This is a genomic window from Janthinobacterium sp. SUN120, assembly GCF_030397735.1.
GTDB classification, from domain to species: domain Bacteria; phylum Pseudomonadota; class Gammaproteobacteria; order Burkholderiales; family Burkholderiaceae_D; genus Janthinobacterium; species Janthinobacterium kumbetense.
This window is the reverse complement of sequence record NZ_JAPUBW010000004.1, coordinates 184,253-205,923: the sequence shown is the minus strand read 5'-3', so window position 1 is coordinate 205,923 and position 21,671 is coordinate 184,253. Positions and strand designations below refer to the sequence as shown.

The window sequence follows — 21,671 nt, the reverse complement described above, 5'->3', positions numbered from 1 at the left end:
GGGGAATCATTGCGCACCGCCCCTGTCTTGCCGCCCGTTTCAGGCGCGGGACATTACGCGCAGGGAGTGTTGTATGTTATTTTTAAAGAGTACGTCCGTCAGCAAGGCCCCCGGCATCTACGAGGTCGACATCGCTGCGAAACCACCGGGCAAGACCTTCGGCATTTTTCTCGCCACCGATCCCGACCATCCACCGCATGCCTTGCTGGGACAATTGAAGGCGCTCGGCTTCGAGAACACCTATAGTTCGCCCTACCTGCACAAGGATGCGGGCAAGGTGCTGGACCTGCATTTCCAGAAGGATGGCACGGACATCTTCAAGGGCTGGAAAACCGAGGAATGCACGCATAACCTGGCGGCCATCACGGCGCTGTTCGAGGAACACGGCATCACCATCTCGCCGCGCGTCATGTCGATGGCGGAAGCCTACGCCTAAACGCCTATCAAAACCTACTGCGCGTCGGTATAGGCGGCCTGCGATGCTCACTGCCTCGGCGGCCCCGTGCATTAGCACAGCTCCGCTTCTCAGCCACCTCTCCCTTCCGCTCGCTACGGTTCTGTTTGGCGTTGTTTTAAGTAGCGTCAACCCGCCTCCACACCAATGTGATACAGCGCCCACGGGCAGCTGGCGAACCGTTCGGCCAGGGGCAGGGCCGCCACGGCGGCGATGCGGTCCGCATCGTGGATCGCCCATAGGGGCCCCAGGCCGCCCAGCGCCATCGCCTGCCCGTCCAGGTGGGTGGCGACGATAAAACGCTGCGCGCGCGCCTGCGCCATGGTCAGCGCCGCCGCATAGCCATCCACGGCCCGCAGCAGTAGCCGCACGGCATCGTCCTCGGGCGCGCCGGCCGCCTTCAATACCTCGACCAGCAGCGGCCCGCGCAGGGCATGCGCCTTGCCATCGTATTCCAGGGTGGGGTGGATGGTGCGCGCCGGCAAGTTCGCCAGCGCCGCAAAGTCGAAGGCCCGCGCCCGCTCAAAACTGATCTTTTGCTTGTGCATCATCTGGTCGCGCACGGCGTCGAACGGACCCCGGTTCGGCTTGTCGATGCTGCCCGTGATGGTCAGCAGGGCGGGACCGCGCAGGCCGGCGGGCGCCGCCCGGGCGATTGCGGGCAAGGCCGCGGCGGCCATGCCGGCGGCGAGAAACTGGCGTTTGTGCATGCACTTCTCCTCTGGACTGAAAATCGCTAATGCTCTTAAGTCTATCTTAAGTTCGCTCAACGGTGCGCATTTTACGGTTATTGTCAGTTTGCAATGTCAGCTTACATCTTGTCACAGTTCTTACGGAATGGAGAAAGACGTAGCTTTTTTCGGCTGTTATTGTGTAGTCATCGCACTTCGCTGAACTGCGAATCCAGGCACCATTCACTAATTGAGAGAGAGAACATGATGAAGAAGAAAATCCTGTTTGCAATGATCGCATCCGTTACCGCACTGACCGGCATGAGCGCCGCCCACGCCGAAGGCGCGTATGTGGGTGCCGGCGTCACAGGCAACCGTTATAACTTCGATATTCCTGGCGCCACCAGCGCCGATAATCACAGCGGCTACAAGGCTGGCGCCAAGATCTTCGCCGGTTACGATTTCGATAAAACCTGGGCAATCGAAGGCGGCTATGCCGATTTCGGCAGCAAGGATTACAGCTATGTCACCGGCGCCGGCAACGGTTCCGTGAAAAGCGATTCGCACGGCTACTACCTGGCCGGCAAGGCCACCATGCCCGTGACCGACAAAGTCGGCGTGTTCGGCAAGCTGGGCGTAGCCAAGGTCAAGAACAGCTTGAGCGGCACGGGCTTGTCGACCGGCATCAGCGGCAACGACAAGACGGGCGTGTACGCCTCCGTCGGCGCCCAATACGCAATCAACGAGAAAGTCTCGCTGACGGCGGAAGTGGAACACTTCGGCAAGAGCGCCGACCAGGGCCGCAAGGCTACCGGCCTGGCACTGGGCGCACGCTACAACTTCTAAAAACCTACTGCGCGGTACGCTTTGTAGCCTCCGATGCTCACTGTGCTAGAGCACAGCTCCGCTTCTCAGCCACAATTCGTTGCCGCTCGCTACGGTTTTAAAAACTGGAAGTGTGCTGAAAAAAAAGGCAGTTGCCGCGAGGTAACTGCCTTTTTGCATGGCCGGACCGAAATTACGTGGTCAAGGGCTTGTAGCGGATACGTTTCGGTTTCGCGCCTTCTTCGCCCAGGCGTTTCTTCTTGTCGGCTTCGTATTCTTGATAGTTGCCGTCAAAGAAGGTGACCTGCGAGTTGCCTTCGAAAGCGAGGATGTGCGTGGCGATACGGTCGAGGAACCAGCGGTCATGGGAAATGACCATGACGCTGCCGGCAAATTCCAGCAGGGCGTCTTCCAGCGCGCGCAAGGTTTCCACGTCCAGATCGTTCGACGGTTCATCGAGCAGCAGGACGTTGCCGCCCATCAGCAGGGTTTTCGCCAGGTGCAGACGTCCGCGTTCACCGCCGGACAGGTTGCCCACTTGCTTCTGCTGGTCCGAACCCTTGAAGTTGAAGCGGCCCAGGTAGGCGCGCGACGGCATTTCGAAGCGGCCCACCGTCAGCATGTCGGCGCCGCCGGAGACGTCTTCGAACACGGACTTGTTGTCAGCGAGACTATCGCGGTTCTGGTCGACGATGGACACGCGCGCCGTCTGGCCGATGGCCACTTCGCCGCTGTCCGGTGTTTCCTTGCCGGTGATCATCTTGAACAGGGTCGATTTACCGGCGCCGTTGGGGCCGATGATGCCGACGATGGCGCCTGGCGGCACGGTGAAGCTCAGGTTATCGATCAGCAGGCGGTCGCCGAACGCTTTCGACACGTTCTTGAACTCGATGACTTCATTGCCCAGGCGTTCTGCCACGGGAATGAAGATTTCCTGCGTTTCGTTGCGCTTCTGGTATTCGTGCTCGGACAGCTCGTTGAAGCGGGCCAGGCGGGCTTTCGACTTGGCCTGGCGCGCTTTCGGGTTCTGGCGCGACCATTCCAATTCCTTCTGCAGCGCCTTTTGGCGCGCCGATTCCGTCGCCTCTTCCTGCTTCAGGCGGGCTTGCTTCTGATCCAGCCAGGTCGAGTAGTTACCCTTCCATGGAATGCCGTGGCCGCGGTCCAGTTCCAGGATCCACTCTGCCGCGTTGTCGAGGAAGTAGCGGTCATGGGTGATGGCCACCACGGTGCCGGGGAAGCGCAGCAGGAATTGTTCCAGCCAGTCGACCGATTCCGCATCCAGATGGTTGGTCGGCTCGTCGAGCAGCAGCATGTCGGGTTTCGACAGCAGCAGCTTGCACAGCGCCACGCGGCGCTTTTCACCGCCGGACAGCACGCCAATGGTGGCGTCCCATGGCGGCAGGCGCAGCGCGTCGGCGGCCATTTCCAGCTGCAGATTCAGATTGCCGCCGTCGGAGGTCGAAATGATCGCTTCCAGGCGTGCCTGTTCCGTGGCCAGGGCGTCGAAATCGGCGTCTTCCTCGGCATATGCGGCGTACACGGCTTCCAGCTTGGCTTGCGCTTCAAACACTTCGCCCAGGCCCGACTCGACTTCCTGGCGCACGGTTTTTGCCGGGTCCAGCTGCGGTTCCTGCGGCAGATAGCCGATGTTCAGGCCCGGCATCGGCACAGCTTCGCCCTGGATGTCGGTGTCGATGCCTGCCATGATTTTCAGCAGGGTCGATTTGCCGGAGCCGTTCAGGCCCAGCACGCCGATCTTCGCGCCTGGGAAGAAGGACAGGGAAATATCTTTCAGAATCTGGCGCTTGGGCGGGACGATTTTGCCCACGCGATTCATGGTGTAGACGTAATTTGCCATTAGAAATCTCGGGTGATATACAAAGACGGACAGGATACGGTAAACGCCCGCTTCCGGCCAGCGCTGCGCGCTGCGGAAACGGACGCCAGGGGCAGGACTAGGCGGCGCGCGCCTTGCGGGCCGTCCACAGCCCTTCGGCCGCGTACAGGGCCAGCGCCGTCCAGATGACGAGGAAGCCCAGCATACGCTCGGGCGTGAACGATTCGTGGAAGACCCACACGCCGATCAAGAGCTGGCCTGTGGGGGCGATGTATTGCAATAGCCCCAGCACGGCCAGCGGCAGGCGGCGCGCGCCGGCCGCAAACAGCAGCAGGGGAATGGCCGTGATGGGGCCGGACGCCAGCAGCAGCGCGCGCGTGGCGGTGGAATCCGTGTTGACGAAGCCGCTCTGGCCATGCCACGCCAGCCACAGCATGTAGGCCAGCGCCAGGGGAAATAAAATCAGTGTTTCGAACGACAGGCCTTCCAGCGCGCCCAGCGCGGCCGTCTTGCGCAGCAAGCCATAGCCGCCGAAGGTGGCCGCCAGCAGCAGGGCGATCCACGGCACCTGTCCCGCTTGCCAAGTGAGCCAGGCCACGCCGCAGGCGGCCAGGCCGATGGCCAGCCACTGCAGGCGGCGCAGGCGCTCGTGCAGCAGCAAAAAGCCCAGCATGACATTGATCAGGGGCGTGATGAAGTAGCCGAGGCTGGCGTCGACCACGTGGCCGTTGTTGACGGCCCAGATATAGATGAACCAGTTGGCGGAGAGCAAAAATGCGCTGGCGACGAAGCTGGCCACGACCCTGGGCTGCGCCTTCAGGCTGCCCAACCAGCTCCATTGCCGGCGCACGGTCAGTACGACGCCCAGGAACAACAGCGACCAGACCATGCGGTGCGCCAGGATTTCCTGCGGCGCGATCTCGCCGATGGCGTGGAAGTACAGGGGGAACAGGCCCCAGCACAGGAAGGCGAGGGAGGCGTAGAGCATGCCTGGATTCATGATGGGCTTCGCTGGAGAGTAGACAGTCTGTCATTATGGCTGAAAACATCGGGGGCTGCCCGGCGCCGCTGGCGAGGCGTAGAATGGCAACAAATCAATGGCCGCATGTCCGCGCAGCAAGGCGGAGCGGCACAAAACCACGACCTTGGGGCAGCTGCGGAACCATGCAAAAATACTCTTGCTATTTGCTAATACCTATCATATTGTGCGATGCAACAAAACAAAAACGGGTGCAACCTTGACGTCGGAACATAAAAAAAGCGGCCTTGCCGGCTTGACGCTGGCGGCCGTCGGCATCGTTTACGGCGATATCGGCACCAGTCCGCTGTACACCCTGAAGACCGTCTTCGACCCGGCCCACGGCCTGCTGCTCTCGCACGAGAATCTGCTGGGCATCGTCTCGCTGATTTTCTGGGGCCTGACCCTGATCGTTTCGCTCAAGTACGTGACCCTGGTGTTGCGCGCCGACAACCGCGGCGAGGGCGGCATCATGGCCCTGATGGCGCTGGTGCTGTCGTCCGTCAGCCGCCTGTCGCGCTGGCATTTCCCGCTGATGGTGATCGGCGTCTTCGGCGCCACCCTGTTCTATGGCGACAGCGTGATCACGCCGGCCATTTCCGTGCTGTCGGCGATCGAAGGCCTGGAAGTGGCCACGCCCGCCTTCAGTCCCTACGTGGTGCCGCTGACGATCGCCGTGCTGGTGGGCCTGTATTCGGTGCAGTCGCACGGCACGGCCGGTATCGGCCGCTATTTTGCTCCCGTCATGGTGCTGTGGTTTGCCGCGCTGGCCGGCATGGGCGTGGTCAACATCATCAAGTCGCCGGCCATCCTGGCCGCGCTCAATCCCCTGCACGCAGCCACTTTCCTGATGAATAACGGCTTCGTCGCCTTCGTCGCCCTGGGCGCCGTGGTGCTGGCGCTGACGGGCGCCGAGGCGCTGTACGCCGACATGGGCCACTTCGGCAAGAAGCCGATCCGCCTGGCCTGGTTCCTGATCGCCTTTCCCGCGCTGGCGCTGAACTACCTGGGCCAGGGCGGCTTGCTGCTGGCGCATCCGGAAGCCGTCTCGAATCCGTTTTACCAGCAACTGGGCGCGTGGAGCGTGTATCCGCTGGTGATCCTGTCGACCATGGCCACCGTGATCGCCTCGCAGGCGACCATTTCCGGCACCTTCTCGATGACCAAGCAAGCGATCGCGCTGGGCTTCCTGCCGCGCATGCGCGTGCGCCACACGTCGGAAAGCGAAATCGGGCAGATCTACATCCCCGCCGTGAACTGGCTGCAACTTGCCGTGGTGCTGCTGGCCGTCATCGGTTTCGGTTCCTCGGAAAACCTGGCCGCCGCCTACGGCATCGCCGTGACGGCCACGATGCTGTCGACGACCATCCTGACCTTCTTCGTCATCCGCTACCGCTGGAAGATGAACCTGGCCCTGTGCTGGGCCGCCACGGGCTTTTTCCTGATCATCGACGTCAACCTGGTGTCGGCCACGGCCCTGAAACTGTTCCACGGCGGCTGGTTCCCGCTGCTGCTGGGTTCGATTTTGTTCATCGTCATGCTGACCTGGAAGCGGGGCCGCCAGCTGGTGTTCCAGAACCTGGAAAAGCATGCGATTCCGCTCGACGATTTCCTCTCGTCGCTGTTCATCGCGCCGCCGCTACGCGTGCCCGGCACGGCCATCTTCCTGCGCGGCGAAACGGATGGCGTGCCGCATGCGCTGCTGCATAACTTGCTGCACAACAAGGTGTTGCATGAACGGGTGATCTTCCTCACCGTCTTCATGCATGAAGAGCCGTGGGTGGCGCCATCGGAGCGCGTGCGCGTGCTGGACCTGGGCCACCAGTGCTACCAGGTGAATGTGCATTACGGCTTCAAGGATGAACCGGACATTCCGGCTGCGCTGGCGCAGTGCGCCCAGCAGGGACTGGACTTCGAGATGATGGAAACGTCGTTCTTCATCGCCCGCCAGACCATCATCTCGACGCCGGGTGCCGGCATGATGCCGTGGCGCGAGCACCTGTTCGTCACCATGTCGCGTAATGCGCGCACGGCGGCCGACTACTATCAGATTCCGAGCAACCGGGTGATCGAACTGGGCACGCAGGTAGAAATATAGATATTGTGTCAACGTTGCATTTAGGCACATTTATTGCCTTGCTTACGTCTGCTTACAAATGGGCTACGCGAGTCCTGTTAAACTCCAGCCCGTACCGGTCCGCACCGTACGGGCTTAGCCACACACCAATATTTAAAGGGAAACCATGAAATCGGTATTTCAAATGATCGCCACCCTCGCTTGCGCCGTGGCCCTGACCGCTTGCGGCGCTGCTGCCAACACCCAGAAGCCGGTCGTGCTTGACCCGAATACGCAAGTGAAGGAACTCCTCTTTCCCGACCTGGTGAAAGGCACCGGCACGGCCGCTGCGGCGGGCGATACCTTGACGGTGGCCTATACGGGCTGGCTGTATGACGCGAGCAAGCCGGACGGCAAAGGCGTGCAATTCGAAACGTCGCTCCCTCTCCAGCCTTTTACGTTTATCCTCGGCATCGGCAGAGTGATTCTGGGCTGGGACCGCGGCCTGGTCGGCATGCAGGAAGGCGGCACGCGCCGCCTGGTCATTCCGTATGACCTGGGCTATGGCGTGAGCGGCACCCGCGACAAGTCGGGTGCGGTGGTGATCCCGCCTTACGCCGGCCTGGTGTTCGATATCACGCTGCAAAAAGTGGAAAAAAAGTAAGCACGCGCAAGGTGCACGGACAAAGGGCGACTCCATGGAGTCGCCCTTTTTGCTTTTGCGGCCAATTCAAACTGGTGCCAGTTCCTGGAAGTAATACGTGGCGCCGCCCAGATTGGCCGGCGCGTCATATTGCAGCACTTGCGTGCGGCGCAGCGCCACCGGTGCGCTGAAGGCGGGGCCGTCGTAGACGAAGGTGTGGAATTCGCCGTTTTCGCCGCAGGCGTCGACGCCGGGCGGCAGGTCGGCCAGGAAGGCGGCGTCGAACTCGCGTCCGCAAAATTCGCGCGGCAGGTGCTGGCCATTGATGCAGACGACGATGGCCTTGAAGCCGGCGGCGAGAAATTCATCGACCAGCGCGCGGCGATCCCCGCCCCACAGGGGTAAATGGGCCGTCAGGCCGGCCGCGGCGCAGACTTTTTCTTCCCAGTCGCGGTGCGGCTGCAAGTCGATGTCGCCGAAGATGGCGTGTTCTATGCCTGCGTCTTTCGCCGCGCGCAGCATGGCGATGAATTGCTCCTCGTAGCTGGCCCAGCTGGCGTGATAGCGCTGCAGGCGCGCGCCCAGGCTGGTTGCCTGCGTCTCGAGCAGCTCCGGCGGCACGCCGTGCGAGCGCGATTTTCGGCCATCTTCATCCATGGCCGTGATCAGCAGCGGCACGCTCGTGCCGGCGTTGCGCGCGCGCCACAGGGCCAGGCAGGAATCCTTGCCGCCGCTCCAGGAAATCAGGGCCGTCGTCATGCCGCCGCGCCCGGCTGCACGGCGCGCAGCATGTCGACGTGCTGGATACCGTCTTCATCGTAGGGTGCGCTGACGGTGACAAAGCCGAAGGACTGGTAGAAGCGCTCCAGGTAATGCTGCGCGCCGATGCGGATGGCGTGGCCCGGGTGCTGGCGTTCGGCGCGCGCGATGCCCTCAAGCAATAGCTGCTTGCCGGTGCCCGTGGTGCGCGCCTCGGGCGCCGTCAGCACGCGGCCCAGCGACATTTCCACATACTTGGCGCCCGGCGCCAGCACGCGCAGATAGGCGGCCAGCCGGCGCTGGCCGTCGACCGTTTGCCAGCCCAGCAAATGCATGGCTTGCTGGTCATGGCCATCGAGGTCCGGGTAAATGCACTGCTGTTCGATGACGAACACGCGCTGGCGCAAGGCCAGCACCTGGTACAAATCGTGGGGGCCGAGTTCGTCGAACGTGTTCCATTGCCAGCTGATCATGGGTCATCCTTGATTGAGAGTGGCCATGATTTTACCGGCTTCACGCCGCCGGCGCGGGATAGCGCTGCGCATACCACTGCTTCAGGTGCTCGATGCAGCGCGTCACGCGGGGCGCCACCAGCTGGCGCGACGGGTAGATGGCAAACAGCGCCAGGCTGGGGCGCTCCACGTCGGGAAACAGTTCGACCAGCGCGCCGCTGGCCAGTTCTTCGCGGCAGACAAAGGTGGGCAGGATGCCGATGCCCAGGCCCCGCAGGATCAGGCTGCGCATGAACAGGGTGTTATTCGTGCGCACCCAGTTCGGCACTTCGATGTCGCTGTGCGGCCCCGCATGGCGCAGCGGCCAGCGGCTGCCGAACAGGGCGTGGCTGTAGATGAAGCAGCGCTGGCGCGTCAGGTCCGTGGGGTCCAGCAGGGGACCGTGGCGTTCCAGGTAGGCGGGCGCGCAGCAGATGTGCAGGCGGTAGTCGTGGATGTGGCGCGCCACATAGCTCGAATCGGTGAGCGCCGTGGTGACGCGGAAACCCAGGTCGTAGTTGGCCGCCGCCAGGTCCACGTATTCATCCTTCAGGTCGACGTCCAGGCGCAAGGCCGGCCACTCGGCCATGAAATCGGCCAGGCCCTCGGCCAGCTCGCCCACGCCCAGCGATAGTGGCGCGTTGATGCGCAGGCGGCCCGTCACGTGGGCCGTCGAGTGGGCCACCATGTCCTCGGCCTGCGCCAGTTCGTCGAGCAGCTTGCGGCAGTGCTCGAGGTAGGCGGCGCCCGTTTCCGTCAGGGCCAGCTGGCGCGTGGTGCGCGTCATCAGGCGACCGCCCAGTTCCTGCTCCAGCTGGCCGATGCGCCGGCTCACATACGAGGCCGACAGGTCCAGTTCATCGGCCGCGCGGCGAAAGCTGCCCAGCTCGGCCACGCGGCGGAACAGCTGCATCGCCTGCAATTTATCCATTTCATTCCAATTCGGTCGTATTCGGCATTAGTCAGCTGCATTATTCATCATTTTTCTCCATTTTGATTCGGAATATGCTGGCGGCTTCTCTACTGGAATCCTCATGATGAAAAAATTACTCTTAAGCAGTGTGCTGTTCGCCGCCTTTTCCATCAGCCAGGCGGCCGACGTTCTCGTCGTGCTGTCCGACGCGAACCACCTCGAACTGCGCGATGGCAAGGTCTTCGCGACGGGCTTTTATCTGAATGAATTGATGCAACCCGTCAAAAAGCTGCTCGACGCGGGCCACACGGTGACGTTCGCCACGCCGCAGGGCCAGGCGCCCACGCTGGACGCCAGCTCGGATACGGCCGCCTACTTTGGCGGCGACGCGGCCGCGCACGCGGCGCACAAGGCGCTGCTGGACCAGCTGGCGCTGACGGTGCCGGGCCGCTCGCCCGTGATCAGCCTGAAACGGGTGGCGCAGATCGGCTATGGCCACTATGCGGCCGTGCTGGTGCCGGGCGGCCACGCGCCCATGCAGGACTTGTTGAAGGATGCCAGCCTGGGCGCCTTGCTGCGCCAGTTCCACGCGGACGGCAAGCCGACGGCGCTGCTGTGCCACGGCCCCATCGCCCTGCTGTCGGCCCTGCCGCAGGCGGCCCAATTTACGGCCGCGCTGGAAGCGGGCCAGACGCCGCCCGCGCCCGCCGGCTGGATCTACGGCGGCTACCGCATGACGGTGATCAGCAACCAGGAAGAGGCGGCGGCGCAGGGCGCGCTCGGCGGCGGCACGATGAAGTTCTATCCGCAGTCGGGCTTGCAGGCGGCCGGCGCGCAGTATGTGCAGAACCAGGCGCCGTGGAGCAGCAACGTGGTGGTCGACCGCGAACTGATCACGGGGCAGAATCCCGCCTCGGCGCCGGCCCTGGCGGACCAGCTGCTGCAGGCGCTGCGCTGAAAAAAATCCCCGGCGGCGCCTGGGGGCGCGGCCGGGGATGCGCCCCAAGGCGGTGGGGATTACACGATCGTCAGGGTGACGTCGATGTTGCCGCGCGTGGCGTTCGAGTACGGGCACACGATGTGGGCGGCGGCGACCAGCGCTTCGGCGGCGGCGCGATCCATGCCTGGCAGCGAGATCTTCAGTTCCACTTCGATGCCGAAGCCCGTCTCGATGGCGCCGATGCCGACGTTGCCTTCGATCGACAGGTCCGCCGGCAAGGCGATCTTGTCGCGGCCGCCGACGAATTTCATGGCGCCGATGAAGCAGGCCGAGTAGCCGGCGGCGAACAGTTGCTCCGGATTGGTGCCGACGGCGCCATTGCCGCCCAGTTCTTTCGGCGTGGTCAGCTTGACGTCCAGCACATTGTCGGACGACACGGCACGGCCTTCGCGGCCTCCGGTGGCGGTAGCTTGAGCGCGGTACAGGACTTGTTTGATCGACATGATGGTTTTCCTTGAGTTGATTAAATAGTTGACTACTAAATAGTGTGCTACTTGTTTCGTGGGCTGGTGCCCCAGGATGCCCGTCTGAAGAAGCGGTGTGCGGCGTCCATGTACACAATATATATCGTGCGCTATTTAATTGCAAGCGATTTTATTTGCGCGTGGCGCGGATTGAAGCTTTATTTTCTTGCCTTTGTCGCCAGTATTGCCCTTCCATCGCATAATGGCCACCGCCGCTGGCGCCGATAGTTATGCTTGGCCCCACTTCACTCCCCAAGGAAAAATCATGACCAGCCTCTTCTTTATCCTGCGCATCGCCGTGGCCACGATGGTCGCCTACATCATCGCCACGGCGATTCTGGTCGAGAATTTCCTGCGCCATGTCTTCGGGCAGACGGAAGGCTTTTTTGTCATCGTCGGCGCGCTGCTGGCCAGCGCCGTCGTCACGAATGCGTTTTCGCACGTGCGGCGCGTGCGCCTGATCGCCGGCGCCGTCAATGCCGGCACCCTGTCGAGCCGCCAGCGGCGCCAGATCGAGATTCCGTTCGAGGCGGGCGAGGCGTTCGACATGATCGACGCGGCCATCCGCGAACTGCCGGGCAGCGAAGTGGTCGAAAGCGCACGCGACAGCCTGCAGGTGCAGGCCCGCGTGCGCCGCGCCGCGCCCTACACGCACACGGGCTTGCCCCGCATGCGCCTGCTGGGCTTCCTGGAGCCGCGGCCGAACCAGATTCTCGCCACCGTCACGCCGAATGGTGAAGCGGGCAGCGTCACCCTGATCTGCGAACCGGCGCGCAACGCCTGGACCGACTGGTTCCTCGTCGACCATGGCAGCAACCTGGAAAACGCGGAAGCGGTGACGCGGGCGATGACGCGCCGGGTGGCGCAGCGCCGCCGCGGCGAGCAGGCCGAGGCGCGCCAGACGGTGACGGAAAAGGAACTCACGGTGGCCAAGCTGAGCCTGCTGCATGCGCAGGTCGAGCCGCACTTCCTGTACAACACCCTGGCCAGCGCGCAGTTGCTCACGCGCAGCGACCCCGTGCGTGCCGACGAAATGCTCGGCAACCTGATCCTGTACCTGCGCCACTCGCTGCCGCGCACGGAGCAAGCCATGTCGACCCTGGGCACGGAGCTGGAACGGGCGCGCGCCTACCTCGATATCCTGAAAATCCGCATGGGCGCACGTCTGAACCTGCAAATCGAGGTGCCGCAATACCTGCGCCAGGCGGAACTGCCGCCGATGATGCTGCAAACCCTGGTGGAAAACGCCATCAAGCATGGCCTGGAGCCGAAAAGCGGCGGCGGCACCATCTGGATCATGGCGCGCAGCGGCAACGGCACGGTGATCGTCACGGTGGCCGACGATGGCAAGGGGCTCAGCGACGACGGCGCCGGCACGGGCATCGGCCTGCGCAATGTGCGCGAGCGCCTGCGCCTGACCTACGGCAATGCCGCCGCGTTCGCCATTGTCGCCAATTTCCCCGATGGCGTGACGGCCACCATCACGGTGCCAGACAGCACGGCGCAAGGAGTTTCCTATGCATCAGCCTGAGATGACTTGCGTTATCGCCGAAGACGAAGCCCTGCTGCGCGACGCGCTGGTGGCCCTGCTGGCAGAAGAGTGGCCCGGCTTGCGCATCGTCGCCGCCTGCGACGACGGCGGCGCGGCGCTCGAGGCCATCGCCACCCTGCGCCCCGACATCGCCTTCCTCGATATCCGCATGCCGGGCTTGACGGGGCTGGAAGTGGCGGCCGGCGCGCTGGAAGCGAGTCCCGCCACGCAGGTGGTGTTCGTCACCGCCTACGACCAGTACGCGATCGACGCCTTCGATAACGGCGCCGTCGATTATTTATTGAAACCGATAGCCCGCGAGCGCCTGCAGGCGACCGTGCAGCGCGTGCAGGCACGGGCCGGCAAGAACCAGGCGGGCGACGGCGCGCTGGCCGGCCTGCTGCAGCAATTGAGCAGCGCCTTGCCGGCGGCGGCCAAGTCGCCGCCGCTGGTGTGGCTGACGGCCAGCAGCGGCAAGGATACGCGGCTGATCATGGTGGAAGACATCGCCTATTTTCAGTCCGACACCAAGTACACGGCCGTCATGACGGCGGAAGGCGAGGCGCTGCTGCGCAAGCCGATCCGCGAACTGCTCGACGTGCTCGACCCGGCCATCTTCAAGCAGATCCACCGCTCCACCATCGTCAACATGAAGATGGTGGCGTCCGTCACGCGCGACGAGGTGGGGCGTGGCGCCTTGCGCCTGAAAACGCGGCCGGAAACCCTGGCCGTGAGCCAGCCGTTCATGGCGCTGTTCCGGAATATGTAGGCTGGCTTAATCGGCCGTTTCAAAGCCTTCGAGCACGTTGACGACATTGATGCCGATTTCCTTCACGGCATAGCCCCCTTCGAGGATGAAGGCGGTGGGCAGGTTCAGATGCGCGAGGCGCTCGCCCACGCGCAGGTAGTCGCCGCTTTGCAGGGCGAAGTGCGACAGCGGGTCGCCGGCAAAGGTGTCCACGCCGAGCGAGACCACCAGCGCGTCGGGCGCATACATATTGATGCGCAGGCAAGCCGTTTCCAGCGCGGCGAACCAGCTGGCCGTGGACGTGCCCGGGGGCAGCGGCAAGTTGACGTTGTAGCCGAGCCCCGCGCCGCTGCCCGTTTCATCGGCGTGGCCCAGATAAAACGGATATTCGCTGCGCGGGTCGGCGTGCAGGGAGGCGAACAGCACGTCGTCGCGCTGGTAAAAGATGCTTTGCGTGCCGTTGCCGTGGTGGTAATCGATATCGAGGATGGCGACCTTGCGCGCGCCGTCGTCGAGCAGATGCTGCGCGGCCAGCGCCGCGTTGTTCAGAAAACAGTAGCCGCCGAAGAAATCGCTGCCCGCATGGTGGCCCGGCGGGCGCGTCAGGGCGAACGTGGCCCGCTCGCCCAGGCGCAGCGCATGGGCCGCATTGACGGCGCAGTCGGCGCCCGTCTTGGCCGCCGTCCACGTGCCGGCCGTCAGCGGCGTGCCATTGTCCATCGAGTACAGGCCCAGCTTGGCCGTGAAGTCATCCGGTTCGATATCGCTGCGCAAGGTGCGCACGGGCCACACGGATGGCAAGGCGTCCTTGCCCGCGTTGTCGGGATCGAGCGCCAGCCAGTCGTGCCAGGCGTGGCGCAAAAAATGCAGGTAGCGGGGCGTGTGGATGCGCTCGAGCGACGTCAGCGGCACGCCGTGCGGCGTGACGATGCGGCCCAGGTTGCGCCGTCCCAGCTCGGCCACCACCATGTCGGCCCGCTCGGGCGTCTCGAAGCAGGGCACCAGGGTGCCGCGAAACATTTCGAAGCGGCCCCGGTGCTGGCTGTGCAATTCATTGTAGAAGGTCAGCATGGGGGCGCTTTGCGCAAGGTCAGACTCAGGTGTGCGAGCACAGGGTGCTGGCGCGGTAGGCGGCGACGAAATCGTCGAAGCTGCCGGCTGGCGCCGCTTCCATGGCGCGCTGCTCGGCCAGCGAGCTGGCGGCCATCTCGTCGAAGTACGCGCTTTGTTCCTGCGTTGCCGGCTGCGCGCGGAAATAGGCGGCGTGGCGTTCGCTCTGGCGCAGGCCGAAGGCGGCAAACGAGCCGCCGTTGGCGCGCAGTTCGGCCAATACCTTCGCCGATGGCGTCGCATCCGGGTTGGCCAGTTTGCGGGCTTGCGCGGCCAGGCTGTCCGCGTGCTGCGTGCCGCCAAGGCGCGCGTCGAGCAAGGCCGCCACGGGCGCGATGCGCGCCAGCAACTCTTCGCCCCAGGCCTGCAGGGTGATCTCTTCGCCGTCGCGGCGCAGGGTCAATCCAGGCTTGCGGCCTTCCTTGACGGTGCGGGCGAAATTGTTCGTATAGCACGCGCTTTGCTCGGCCGAGATGGGGCCGCTGTCGTCGAGCGCGCAGAACAGCAGGAAGGCATCGAGGAAGCGGCCCGTTTCCAGGCTGATGCCGACCGGTTCGAACGGGTCGACATCCATGCAGCGCACTTCGATGTATTGCACGCCGCGCAGGCACAGGGCCTGGATCGGGCGCTCGCCCGTGCGGATCACGCGTTTCGGACGGATGGTCGAATAGTATTCATTTTCGATCTGCAGCACGTTGGTGGAGAGCTGAATCCACTCGCCATCCTTCTTTGTGCCCAGCGCCGCGTACGGCGGATACGGGTCGTTGACGGCGTGCGTGAGCGCGTTGACGTAGTCGTCCAGGCTGTTCTCGTGCGGGCGCAGGCCGGACTGGGCGTCGTTCTGGTAGCCGAGGTCGCTCATGCGCAGGCTGGTGGCGTACGGCAGGAACAGGGTGTCGTCGGACAGGGTGTCGAGCTTGTGCGCGCGGCCGCGCAGGAAACCGCTGGATAGGGCAGGCGAAGCGCCGAACAGGTACATCAGGAGCCAGCTGTAGCGGCGGAAATTGCGGATCGTCGCCAGGTAGCTTTCCGACTGCACGTCTTTCGGCGTGGCCGCCGCGTGGGTGGGGCTGGCGCTGGTGTCAGGATTGCCGGCCAGCGCTTGCCACAGCTGCTCGTCGAGCGAGTAGTTGTAGTGGATGCCGGCGATGCATTGCATGGCTTTGCCATAGCGCAAGGCCAGACCGCGCCGGTAGACGTGCTTGAGCATGCCCATGTTCGAGCTGCCGTAGTTGGCGATTTCGATGTCCGCTTCGGGCGGCAGCTGGCACGGCATCGACTGGCTCCACAGCAGCTCGTCGCCGAGGCGGCTGTAGGCGTGGCGGTGCACGGTGTCCAGTTTGCTTAATGTCGTGGCGATATCCTGTTCCGCCGGCGTGATGAATTCGAGCAGCGCTTCGGCGTAATCGGTGGTGATTTCAGGGTGCGTCAGCGCCGAGCCCAGGGCGGCGGGGTGGGGCGTGGAAGCCAGATGGCCGGCATGGTCGACGCGCAGGGTTTCACGCTCGATGCCGCGCAAGCCGCCCAGCAGCGCGCGGTTGGCATCTTCGGTCAGCAATGCCAGGCGGCGAGTCAACAGGTTGGGCAATTTGAGCTTCCTTTCTTGTGCAGCATATAAATAATTTGTGCTGAGATTAACCGAATTTTGGCAAATGCGTCGGCGCCGGCCCAAAAAACGCCGCGTCGCCAGCGTCCGCCCCGGGGAACAGGGACGGCGCTTCGGTCAGGAATTCGCTTGATATTTTAACAAACTGCGGGGGATCTGGCGCGCTGCCGGATCAAGCTTTGCGCAGCGAATGGCGGTCAGCCGTGGCGGGCGCCGCTGACCCGTTCGATGCCGGCCAGGTCGCGCCAGCTTTGCACTTTGTTGTAGCCGGCGTCGGCCAGCAAGCCGCGCACGGATGCCGCCTGGTCGTAGCCGTGTTCCATCAGCAGCCAGGCGCCTGACGCCAGGTGGCGCGCGGCGCCGGAGACGATGGTGCGCAGGGCCGACAGGCCGTCCGCGTGGTCGGTCAGCGCGCCGGCCGGCTCGAAGCGCAGATCGCCTTCGGCCAGGTGGCGGTCGCCGCTGGCGATGTAGGGGGGATTCGAGACGATCAGGTCGAACTTTTCCGTGCCCAGCGCCTCAAACCAGTCGCTGGCCATGAAGGTGATGTTGACGCCGTTGGCGCTGGCGTTGCGGCGCGCCACGGCCAGCGCCGTGCTGCTCACATCGAGTGCCGTGACGACGGCGTCGGGCCGCGTGTGCGCGAGGGCGACGGCGATGGCGCCGCTGCCCGTGCCCATGTCGAGCACCCGTCCGCCGGGCGGCAGGCGTTCGAGCGCCAGTTCCACCAGCACTTCCGTGTCGGGGCGGGGGATCAGCACGGCGTCGTTCACTTCGAACGGCAGGCCGAAAAACTCGCGCTGGCCGACGATGTAGGCGATCGGCTCGCCTTGCAGGCGGCGTGCCAGCAAGGCTGACAACCGCGCCGCTTCGTCGGAAGTGAGGACTCGCTCCGATTGCGTGATCAGGCTCACGCGCGACAGGCCCAGCGCGTGGCCCAGCAGGATGCGGTTGTCGAGCGGATCGAGCAGGGGACGGATTTGCAGGGCGCCGACAGTGCTGCCGGCGGGGATCAGTGTTTCTGGCATAGTGCTTTCAATTATTTCTGACGGCGCAGCAAGGTCCACAGCAAGGTGAGGGCGAAGATGGCGAACCAGATGAACGCCCATTGCGGGATCGACAGGCCGAAGAATGGCTCGCCCGCGTTTTCGCAGGCGCCATACGATTCAAACATGAAGGGCATGAGTTCGGCCGTGAAGACCTTGTTCAGCGCCGTTTCCACCGGGTCGATGCCGCACGAAAAGCCGGGGTTGGCCAGCACGTACAGGTGCTTGGCGCCCACACCCAGGCCGCCCAGGGCCGCCAGCACGCCGACGCCCGCGCCGATCTTCGGCCGGTTGGCCGCCGCGCCGGCCAGGCAGGCGATGCCGATGGCGAGGAACAGGTAGCGCTGGATCACGCACAGCGGGCACGGCGCCATGTTCATGGCATGCTGCAAATACATGGCCACGCCCAGCATCAGGAAACACAGGGCGGCGGTCAACAGGAGGACGGTGCGTGAATTTTTCATGGGCGACACGGTGAGGTGGATGGAATCGAGCTGGTCATTTTCGCACAAGGCCGGATTTTTATTGCTTAGCCGCTACTTAAACCCTTGATTTGGCTGGATACTTTAACAAGTGTTCAGGGCAAGGCGATGCAACGCCGCCATGGACGCTTTTTAATCGCCCAGCGCTGCCAGCAGCTCCGCCTGGTGCTCTGCCGCCAAGGCATTCGTCAAGTCCGTCAAATCCCCATCCATGATGAAGTCCAGCTTGTACAAGGTCAAATTGATGCGGTGGTCTGTCAGGCGGCCTTGCGGGAAATTATACGTGCGGATGCGCTCGCTGCGGTCGCCCGAGCCGATCAGGCTCTTGCGGGTGGCCGCTTCCTTCGACTGCTGTTCGCGCAGCTGCACGTCCTTGATGCGCGCGGCCAGCACTTTCATGGCCTGCGCCTTGTTCTTGTGCTGGCTGCGGTCATCCTGGCATTCCACCACGATGCCGGTCGGCAAGTGAGTGATGCGCACGGCGGAATCCGTTTTATTGATGTGCTGTCCGCCCGCGCCCGAGGCGCGGTAGGTGTCGATGCGCAGGTCGGCCGGGTTGATGTTGACGTCCTCTACTTCATCCGCTTCCGGCATCACGGCCACCGTGCAGGCCGACGTGTGGATGCGGCCCTGCGTTTCCGTGGCCGGCACGCGCTGCACGCGGTGGCCGCCCGACTCGAATTTCAGTTTTGAATACGCGCCATTGCCGACGATACGCACGATCACTTCGCGGTAGCCGCCCAGGTCGGAGTCGGACGAGGACACGAGTTCCACCTGCCAGCGGTTGCGCTCGGCAAAGCGCGTGTACATGCGCAATAAATCGCCGGCGAACAGGGCCGATTCATCGCCGCCCGTGCCGGCGCGAATTTCCAGGAAGATATTGCGCTCGTCGTTGACATCCTTCGGCAGCAGCATGGTTTGTAATTCGCGTTCCAGCCGCGCCATGGTGGTCTTGGCCGCCTCGATTTCTTCCTGGGCGAATTCCTTCATGTCGGGATCGCCCAGCATCTCTTGCGCTGTCGCAATATCGTTGCCCGCTTCCTGGTAGGAGTGATACAGGGCCACCAGCGGGCCCAGTTCGGCATGCTCGCGCGTCATCTTGCGGTAGCTGTCCATGTTCGACGTGGCGTCCGGATGCATCAGCAGTTCGTCGAGTTCGACCAGGCGGTTCGCCAGTTGATCGAGTTTGGCCAGCATGGATGGTTTCATAGCGATTCGCGGTAAAAGGTGTAGGGATGATACGGGCCCGGCAGGCGGGCAGGGGCGGCCGCGCGGGCGGCCAGCGGGGCTGCGCTAACGGCGGGGGCGGAACAGTTTCGGCAACAGGGTGACCAGCTGCTTGCGCTCGTCGCCTTGCGCGTGGTGCAGCGCTTGCTGCGGGCCGTGCAGGAACTTGGCCGTCAAGCCTTTCGACAGCGCTTCCAGGACGGCGTCGATGTCGGCGCCCTTGGCCAGCATCTTGCGCGCCCGTTCCACTTCCATCAGGCGCAAGGATTCGCTGTTTTCATGCAAATGCTGGATGACGGGCACCATGGCGCGGTCGTCGACCCAGCTCATGAACGATTGCACGCGCGTCTCGATGATGGCTTCGGCTTGCGCCACGGCCGCTTGCCGGCTTTCCAGGCCCGTCTGCACGACCTTGCCCAGGTCGTCGACCGTGTACAGGAAGACGTCGTTCAAACGGCCCACTTCCGCTTCGATGTCGCGCGGCACGGCCAGGTCGACCATGAACATGGGCTTGTGGCGGCGCGCCTTGATGGCGCGCTCGACCAGGCCCAGGCCCAGCAGCGGCAACGATGACGCCGTGCACGAGATGACGATGTCGAACTGGTGCAATTGCTCCGGCAAGTCGGCCAGGCGGATGGCCTTGCCGTTGAAGCGGTGCGCCAGTTCCTCGCCCCGCTCCATGGTGCGGTTGGCAATGGTGATGCTTTTCGGGTTTTGCGCCGCAAAGTGCGTGGCGCACAATTCGATCATTTCGCCGGCGCCGATGAACAGCACGTTCTGCTCGGCAATCTTGTCGAAGATGCGCTGCGACAGGCGCACGGCGGCGGCCGCCATCGACACGCTGTGGGCGCCGATTTCCGTGCTGCTGCGCACTTCCTTGGCGACGGAAAAGCTGCGCTGGAACAACTGGTGCAGATACGTGCCCAGGCCGCCCGCCTCGTCGGCCGTGCGGATGGCGTCCTTGATCTGGCCCAGGATCTGCGTTTCGCCCAGCACCATCGAATCGAGCCCGGAGGCGACGCGGAAGGTGTGGCGCACGGCATCGTGCTGCGGCAACATATATAAGTGGGGGCGCAGCTCGCTGTAGTTGAGCTTGTGATAATCGGCCAGGAAATGCGCGCCCGCGTCGAGCGGATTGGGCACGTGGCTGGCCGCATACAGCTCGGTGCGGTTGCAGGTCGACAGGATGGCCGCTTCGTCGTTGTCGCGCAAGTCGATGCGCTGGAACCAGGTGCGCGCCGCCATCACCGCCTGGCCCAAGTGCTCAGGCGCAAACGCCAGCTGTTCGCGGAGCGACACTGGGGCGGTGGTATGGTTGAGGCCTACGGCGAGCAGTTGCATTTCAGGGCTGTTGGGATGGCTTATGCCGACATTATAACGCTTTGTGCCCGTGCTTTGAGCAGGTCAGCCGTTTGCCGCCGTTCAGCCGCCCAGTTTTTCCAGGCGATAACCATAACTGTAGACGGGTACCAGCCTGTAGCCGTGTTCCGGTTTCAGCTGCAGCTTGTTGCGCACGCGCGAGACGTGGGTATCCATGGTGCGCGACGGCAGGGCCGTGTCGCGCTGCCACACGGCTTCGTGGATGTAGGCGCGCGACAATGGACGGCCCAGGTTGCGGAAAAACAGCAGCGCCAGGGCGAATTCCTTGTGCGTCACGTCGAGCACTTCGCCATCGCGCAGCAGGCGGCCGGGGCGGGTTTCAAACGTGTAATGACCGAATTGCAAGGTTTCGGCGCCATTCTGGGCCGGGTACGCCACGCGCAGCAGCGCCTGGGTGCGCAAGGTCAGTTCGCTGCGCCGCAAGGGCTTGATCATGTAGTCGTCGGCGCCGGCCGTCATGCCCGCTACCACGTCGTCTTCGCCGGAACTGTTGGTCATAAACAACACGGGCGCCTTGGGCGCCAGTTTTTCCCGGGCACGGCGCAATACTTCCGCGCCGTCCAGATCGCTCACATGCCAGTCGAGGATCAGCATGTCGCAACTGTCCTTGCGCAGTTGCCCCAGCATGTCCTTGGCACTCTGAAACTCGTGGCAAGCGTGGCCGGCGGCGGTGAGCACCTGGCAGATCAGTTCTGCCTGGCTATGGTCGCTATCGAGTACGGCAATTCGCATAATTGGCTGGAGTGTGTAGCAACAAACAGACGGTCCGCTCTGCTTATCGTAATGTTAAGGAATGCTCAAGTGAAATATAACAGAGATTGCAACTGTGTCCAGTGAAATCGGCAGCTGAGGCCTTTACGTTACACTTGTTCATCTACCCATCACTCGCGGAGAAACGGCCATGGCAGACAAGAGCACCACCGATTGGACCCTGATACCGGCCAGCCATGCCGACATCGAGCAAGTGCGCGAGCGTTGCCGGCGCCTGGTGCAGCGGCGTGCCATGATGTCGGCGGGCGCCTCGGCCATCCCCATTCCCGGCATCGACCTGATGTCCGATGTAGGCCTGTTTTCCATGCTGATCAACGATATCAACCACGAATTCGGCCTCACGCCCGAGCAGATCGAGCGCCTGAACCCGCAGTTCAAGATGATGGCCTACCGCGCGGCGGTGGGCATGGGCGGCATGCTGGTGGGAAAGTTGGTGTCGCGCGAACTGATCCTCCAGCTGCTCAAGCGCAGTGGCGTCAAGATTGCCACCAAGCAGGTGGCGCGCTTCGTGCCGTTCGCCGGCCAGGCGGTGGCGGCAGCCATCGGCTACGCCGTATTCCGCCAGATCGGCAACCAGCACGTGAACGCCTGCGCCGCGGTGGCGCAGGAATTGCTTACGGTCAGGCCGGATTAGGC

General features: G+C 63.7%; 22 protein-coding genes. 8 read left to right on the top strand and 14 right to left on the bottom strand.

The window, feature by feature from the left end:
• Window positions 1-73: 73 nt before the first annotated feature.
• Entirely contained in the window at window positions 74-436 is a 363-nt protein-coding gene (locus O0879_RS21525) for a hypothetical protein (RefSeq protein WP_251349529.1), read from the top strand.
• A 146-nt stretch (window positions 437-582) separates the two neighbouring features.
• On the opposite strand, the gene O0879_RS21520 is transcribed toward O0879_RS21525, so the two are convergent.
• Window positions 583-1,164 carry a molybdopterin-dependent oxidoreductase gene (locus O0879_RS21520; protein WP_289905939.1) on the bottom strand — a complete coding sequence of 194 codons (582 nt, stop codon included), beginning with the start codon at window positions 1,162-1,164 and terminating at the stop codon, window positions 583-585.
• Between the two features lie 225 nt (window positions 1,165-1,389).
• On the opposite strand from O0879_RS21520, the gene O0879_RS21515 reads away from it, so the two are divergent.
• Window positions 1,390-1,971 carry a porin family protein gene (locus O0879_RS21515; protein ID WP_099665893.1) on the top strand — a complete coding sequence of 194 codons (582 nt, stop codon included), beginning with the start codon at window positions 1,390-1,392 and terminating at the stop codon, window positions 1,969-1,971.
• Window positions 1,972-2,143: 172 nt separating this feature from the next.
• Here O0879_RS21515 and ettA read toward each other — a convergent pair whose 3' ends face one another.
• Both ettA and rarD read right to left on the bottom strand, forming a co-directional pair.
• Entirely contained in the window at window positions 2,144-3,811 is a 1,668-nt protein-coding gene (ettA, locus tag O0879_RS21510; protein ID WP_034752850.1) for an energy-dependent translational throttle protein EttA, read from the bottom strand.
• 97 nt (window positions 3,812-3,908) lie between these two features.
• Complete coding sequence (gene rarD / locus O0879_RS21505; protein WP_289918648.1) at window positions 3,909-4,790, bottom strand: EamA family transporter RarD; 882 nt, start codon at window positions 4,788-4,790, stop codon at window positions 3,909-3,911.
• Between the two features lie 238 nt (window positions 4,791-5,028).
• Between rarD and O0879_RS21500 the strand changes: the two genes are divergently transcribed.
• Together O0879_RS21500 and O0879_RS21495 are read left to right on the top strand one after the other, a co-directional pair.
• Window positions 5,029-6,906 carry a potassium transporter Kup gene (locus tag O0879_RS21500; protein WP_289918644.1) on the top strand — a complete coding sequence of 626 codons (1,878 nt, stop codon included), beginning with the start codon at window positions 5,029-5,031 and terminating at the stop codon, window positions 6,904-6,906.
• Window positions 6,907-7,051: 145 nt separating this feature from the next.
• Window positions 7,052-7,528: an FKBP-type peptidyl-prolyl cis-trans isomerase gene (locus O0879_RS21495; RefSeq protein WP_289912522.1), complete on the top strand. Its 477-nt coding sequence runs from the start codon at window positions 7,052-7,054 to the stop codon at window positions 7,526-7,528.
• Between the two features lie 66 nt (window positions 7,529-7,594).
• Here O0879_RS21495 and O0879_RS21490 read toward each other — a convergent pair whose 3' ends face one another.
• From O0879_RS21490 to O0879_RS21480, 3 genes are read right to left on the bottom strand one after another with little or no spacing between them, the layout of a single operon-like run.
• Window positions 7,595-8,266, bottom strand: a complete 672-nt coding sequence (locus O0879_RS21490; RefSeq protein WP_289918643.1) for a diphthine--ammonia ligase — start codon at window positions 8,264-8,266, stop codon at window positions 7,595-7,597.
• Window positions 8,263-8,739: a GNAT family N-acetyltransferase gene (locus O0879_RS21485; protein ID WP_289918640.1), complete on the bottom strand. Its 477-nt coding sequence runs from the start codon at window positions 8,737-8,739 to the stop codon at window positions 8,263-8,265. The genes O0879_RS21490 and O0879_RS21485 overlap by 4 nt, the downstream gene beginning before the upstream one ends.
• Before the next feature lie 40 nt (window positions 8,740-8,779).
• A complete protein-coding gene (locus O0879_RS21480) occupies window positions 8,780-9,688 on the bottom strand; it encodes a LysR family transcriptional regulator (RefSeq protein WP_289918639.1) in 909 nt (302 codons plus the stop codon).
• 103 nt (window positions 9,689-9,791) lie between these two features.
• Between O0879_RS21480 and O0879_RS21475 the strand changes: the two genes are divergently transcribed.
• A complete protein-coding gene (locus O0879_RS21475; protein WP_289918637.1) occupies window positions 9,792-10,628 on the top strand; it encodes a type 1 glutamine amidotransferase domain-containing protein in 837 nt (278 codons plus the stop codon).
• 59 nt (window positions 10,629-10,687) lie between these two features.
• On the opposite strand, the gene O0879_RS21470 is transcribed toward O0879_RS21475, so the two are convergent.
• Window positions 10,688-11,113, bottom strand: coding sequence for an organic hydroperoxide resistance protein (locus tag O0879_RS21470; protein ID WP_100428703.1), 426 nt, complete (start codon window positions 11,111-11,113; stop codon window positions 10,688-10,690).
• A gap of 286 nt (window positions 11,114-11,399) precedes the next feature.
• On the opposite strand from O0879_RS21470, the gene O0879_RS21465 reads away from it, so the two are divergent.
• Complete coding sequence (locus O0879_RS21465; protein ID WP_289912517.1) at window positions 11,400-12,665, top strand: histidine kinase; 1,266 nt, start codon at window positions 11,400-11,402, stop codon at window positions 12,663-12,665.
• Entirely contained in the window at window positions 12,652-13,434 is a 783-nt protein-coding gene (locus O0879_RS21460) for a LytTR family DNA-binding domain-containing protein (RefSeq protein WP_289918636.1), read from the top strand. The genes O0879_RS21465 and O0879_RS21460 overlap by 14 nt, the downstream gene beginning before the upstream one ends.
• A 6-nt stretch (window positions 13,435-13,440) precedes the next feature.
• On the opposite strand, the gene O0879_RS21455 is transcribed toward O0879_RS21460, so the two are convergent.
• The 7 genes from O0879_RS21455 to O0879_RS21425 all read right to left on the bottom strand — a co-directional run bounded on the left by O0879_RS21455 (window position 13,441) and on the right by O0879_RS21425 (window position 20,996).
• Window positions 13,441-14,484 (bottom strand): histone deacetylase family protein, encoded by a 1,044-nt coding sequence (locus O0879_RS21455; RefSeq protein WP_099665884.1) that lies wholly within the window; start codon window positions 14,482-14,484, stop codon window positions 13,441-13,443.
• Window positions 14,485-14,509: 25 nt separating this feature from the next.
• On the bottom strand, window positions 14,510-16,111 hold the full coding sequence (gene gshA, locus O0879_RS21450) for a glutamate--cysteine ligase (RefSeq protein WP_289918635.1): 1,602 nt from the start codon (window positions 16,109-16,111) through the stop codon (window positions 14,510-14,512).
• A gap of 215 nt (window positions 16,112-16,326) precedes the next feature.
• Window positions 16,327-17,157 (bottom strand): peptide chain release factor N(5)-glutamine methyltransferase, encoded by an 831-nt coding sequence (prmC, locus tag O0879_RS21445; protein WP_099665882.1) that lies wholly within the window; start codon window positions 17,155-17,157, stop codon window positions 16,327-16,329.
• An 11-nt stretch (window positions 17,158-17,168) separates the two neighbouring features.
• Entirely contained in the window at window positions 17,169-17,639 is a 471-nt protein-coding gene (locus O0879_RS21440; protein WP_077408913.1) for a disulfide bond formation protein B, read from the bottom strand.
• A gap of 150 nt (window positions 17,640-17,789) precedes the next feature.
• Window positions 17,790-18,866: a peptide chain release factor 1 gene (prfA, locus tag O0879_RS21435; RefSeq protein ID WP_077398497.1), complete on the bottom strand. Its 1,077-nt coding sequence runs from the start codon at window positions 18,864-18,866 to the stop codon at window positions 17,790-17,792.
• An 84-nt stretch (window positions 18,867-18,950) separates the two neighbouring features.
• On the bottom strand, window positions 18,951-20,225 hold the full coding sequence (gene hemA / locus O0879_RS21430; RefSeq protein WP_077398499.1) for a glutamyl-tRNA reductase: 1,275 nt from the start codon (window positions 20,223-20,225) through the stop codon (window positions 18,951-18,953).
• An 81-nt stretch (window positions 20,226-20,306) separates the two neighbouring features.
• A complete protein-coding gene (locus O0879_RS21425; protein ID WP_099665880.1) occupies window positions 20,307-20,996 on the bottom strand; it encodes a response regulator transcription factor in 690 nt (229 codons plus the stop codon).
• 169 nt (window positions 20,997-21,165) lie between these two features.
• Between O0879_RS21425 and O0879_RS21420 the strand changes: the two genes are divergently transcribed.
• Window positions 21,166-21,669: a hypothetical protein gene (locus O0879_RS21420; protein ID WP_099665879.1), complete on the top strand. Its 504-nt coding sequence runs from the start codon at window positions 21,166-21,168 to the stop codon at window positions 21,667-21,669.
• Window positions 21,670-21,671: the final 2 nt, after the last annotated feature.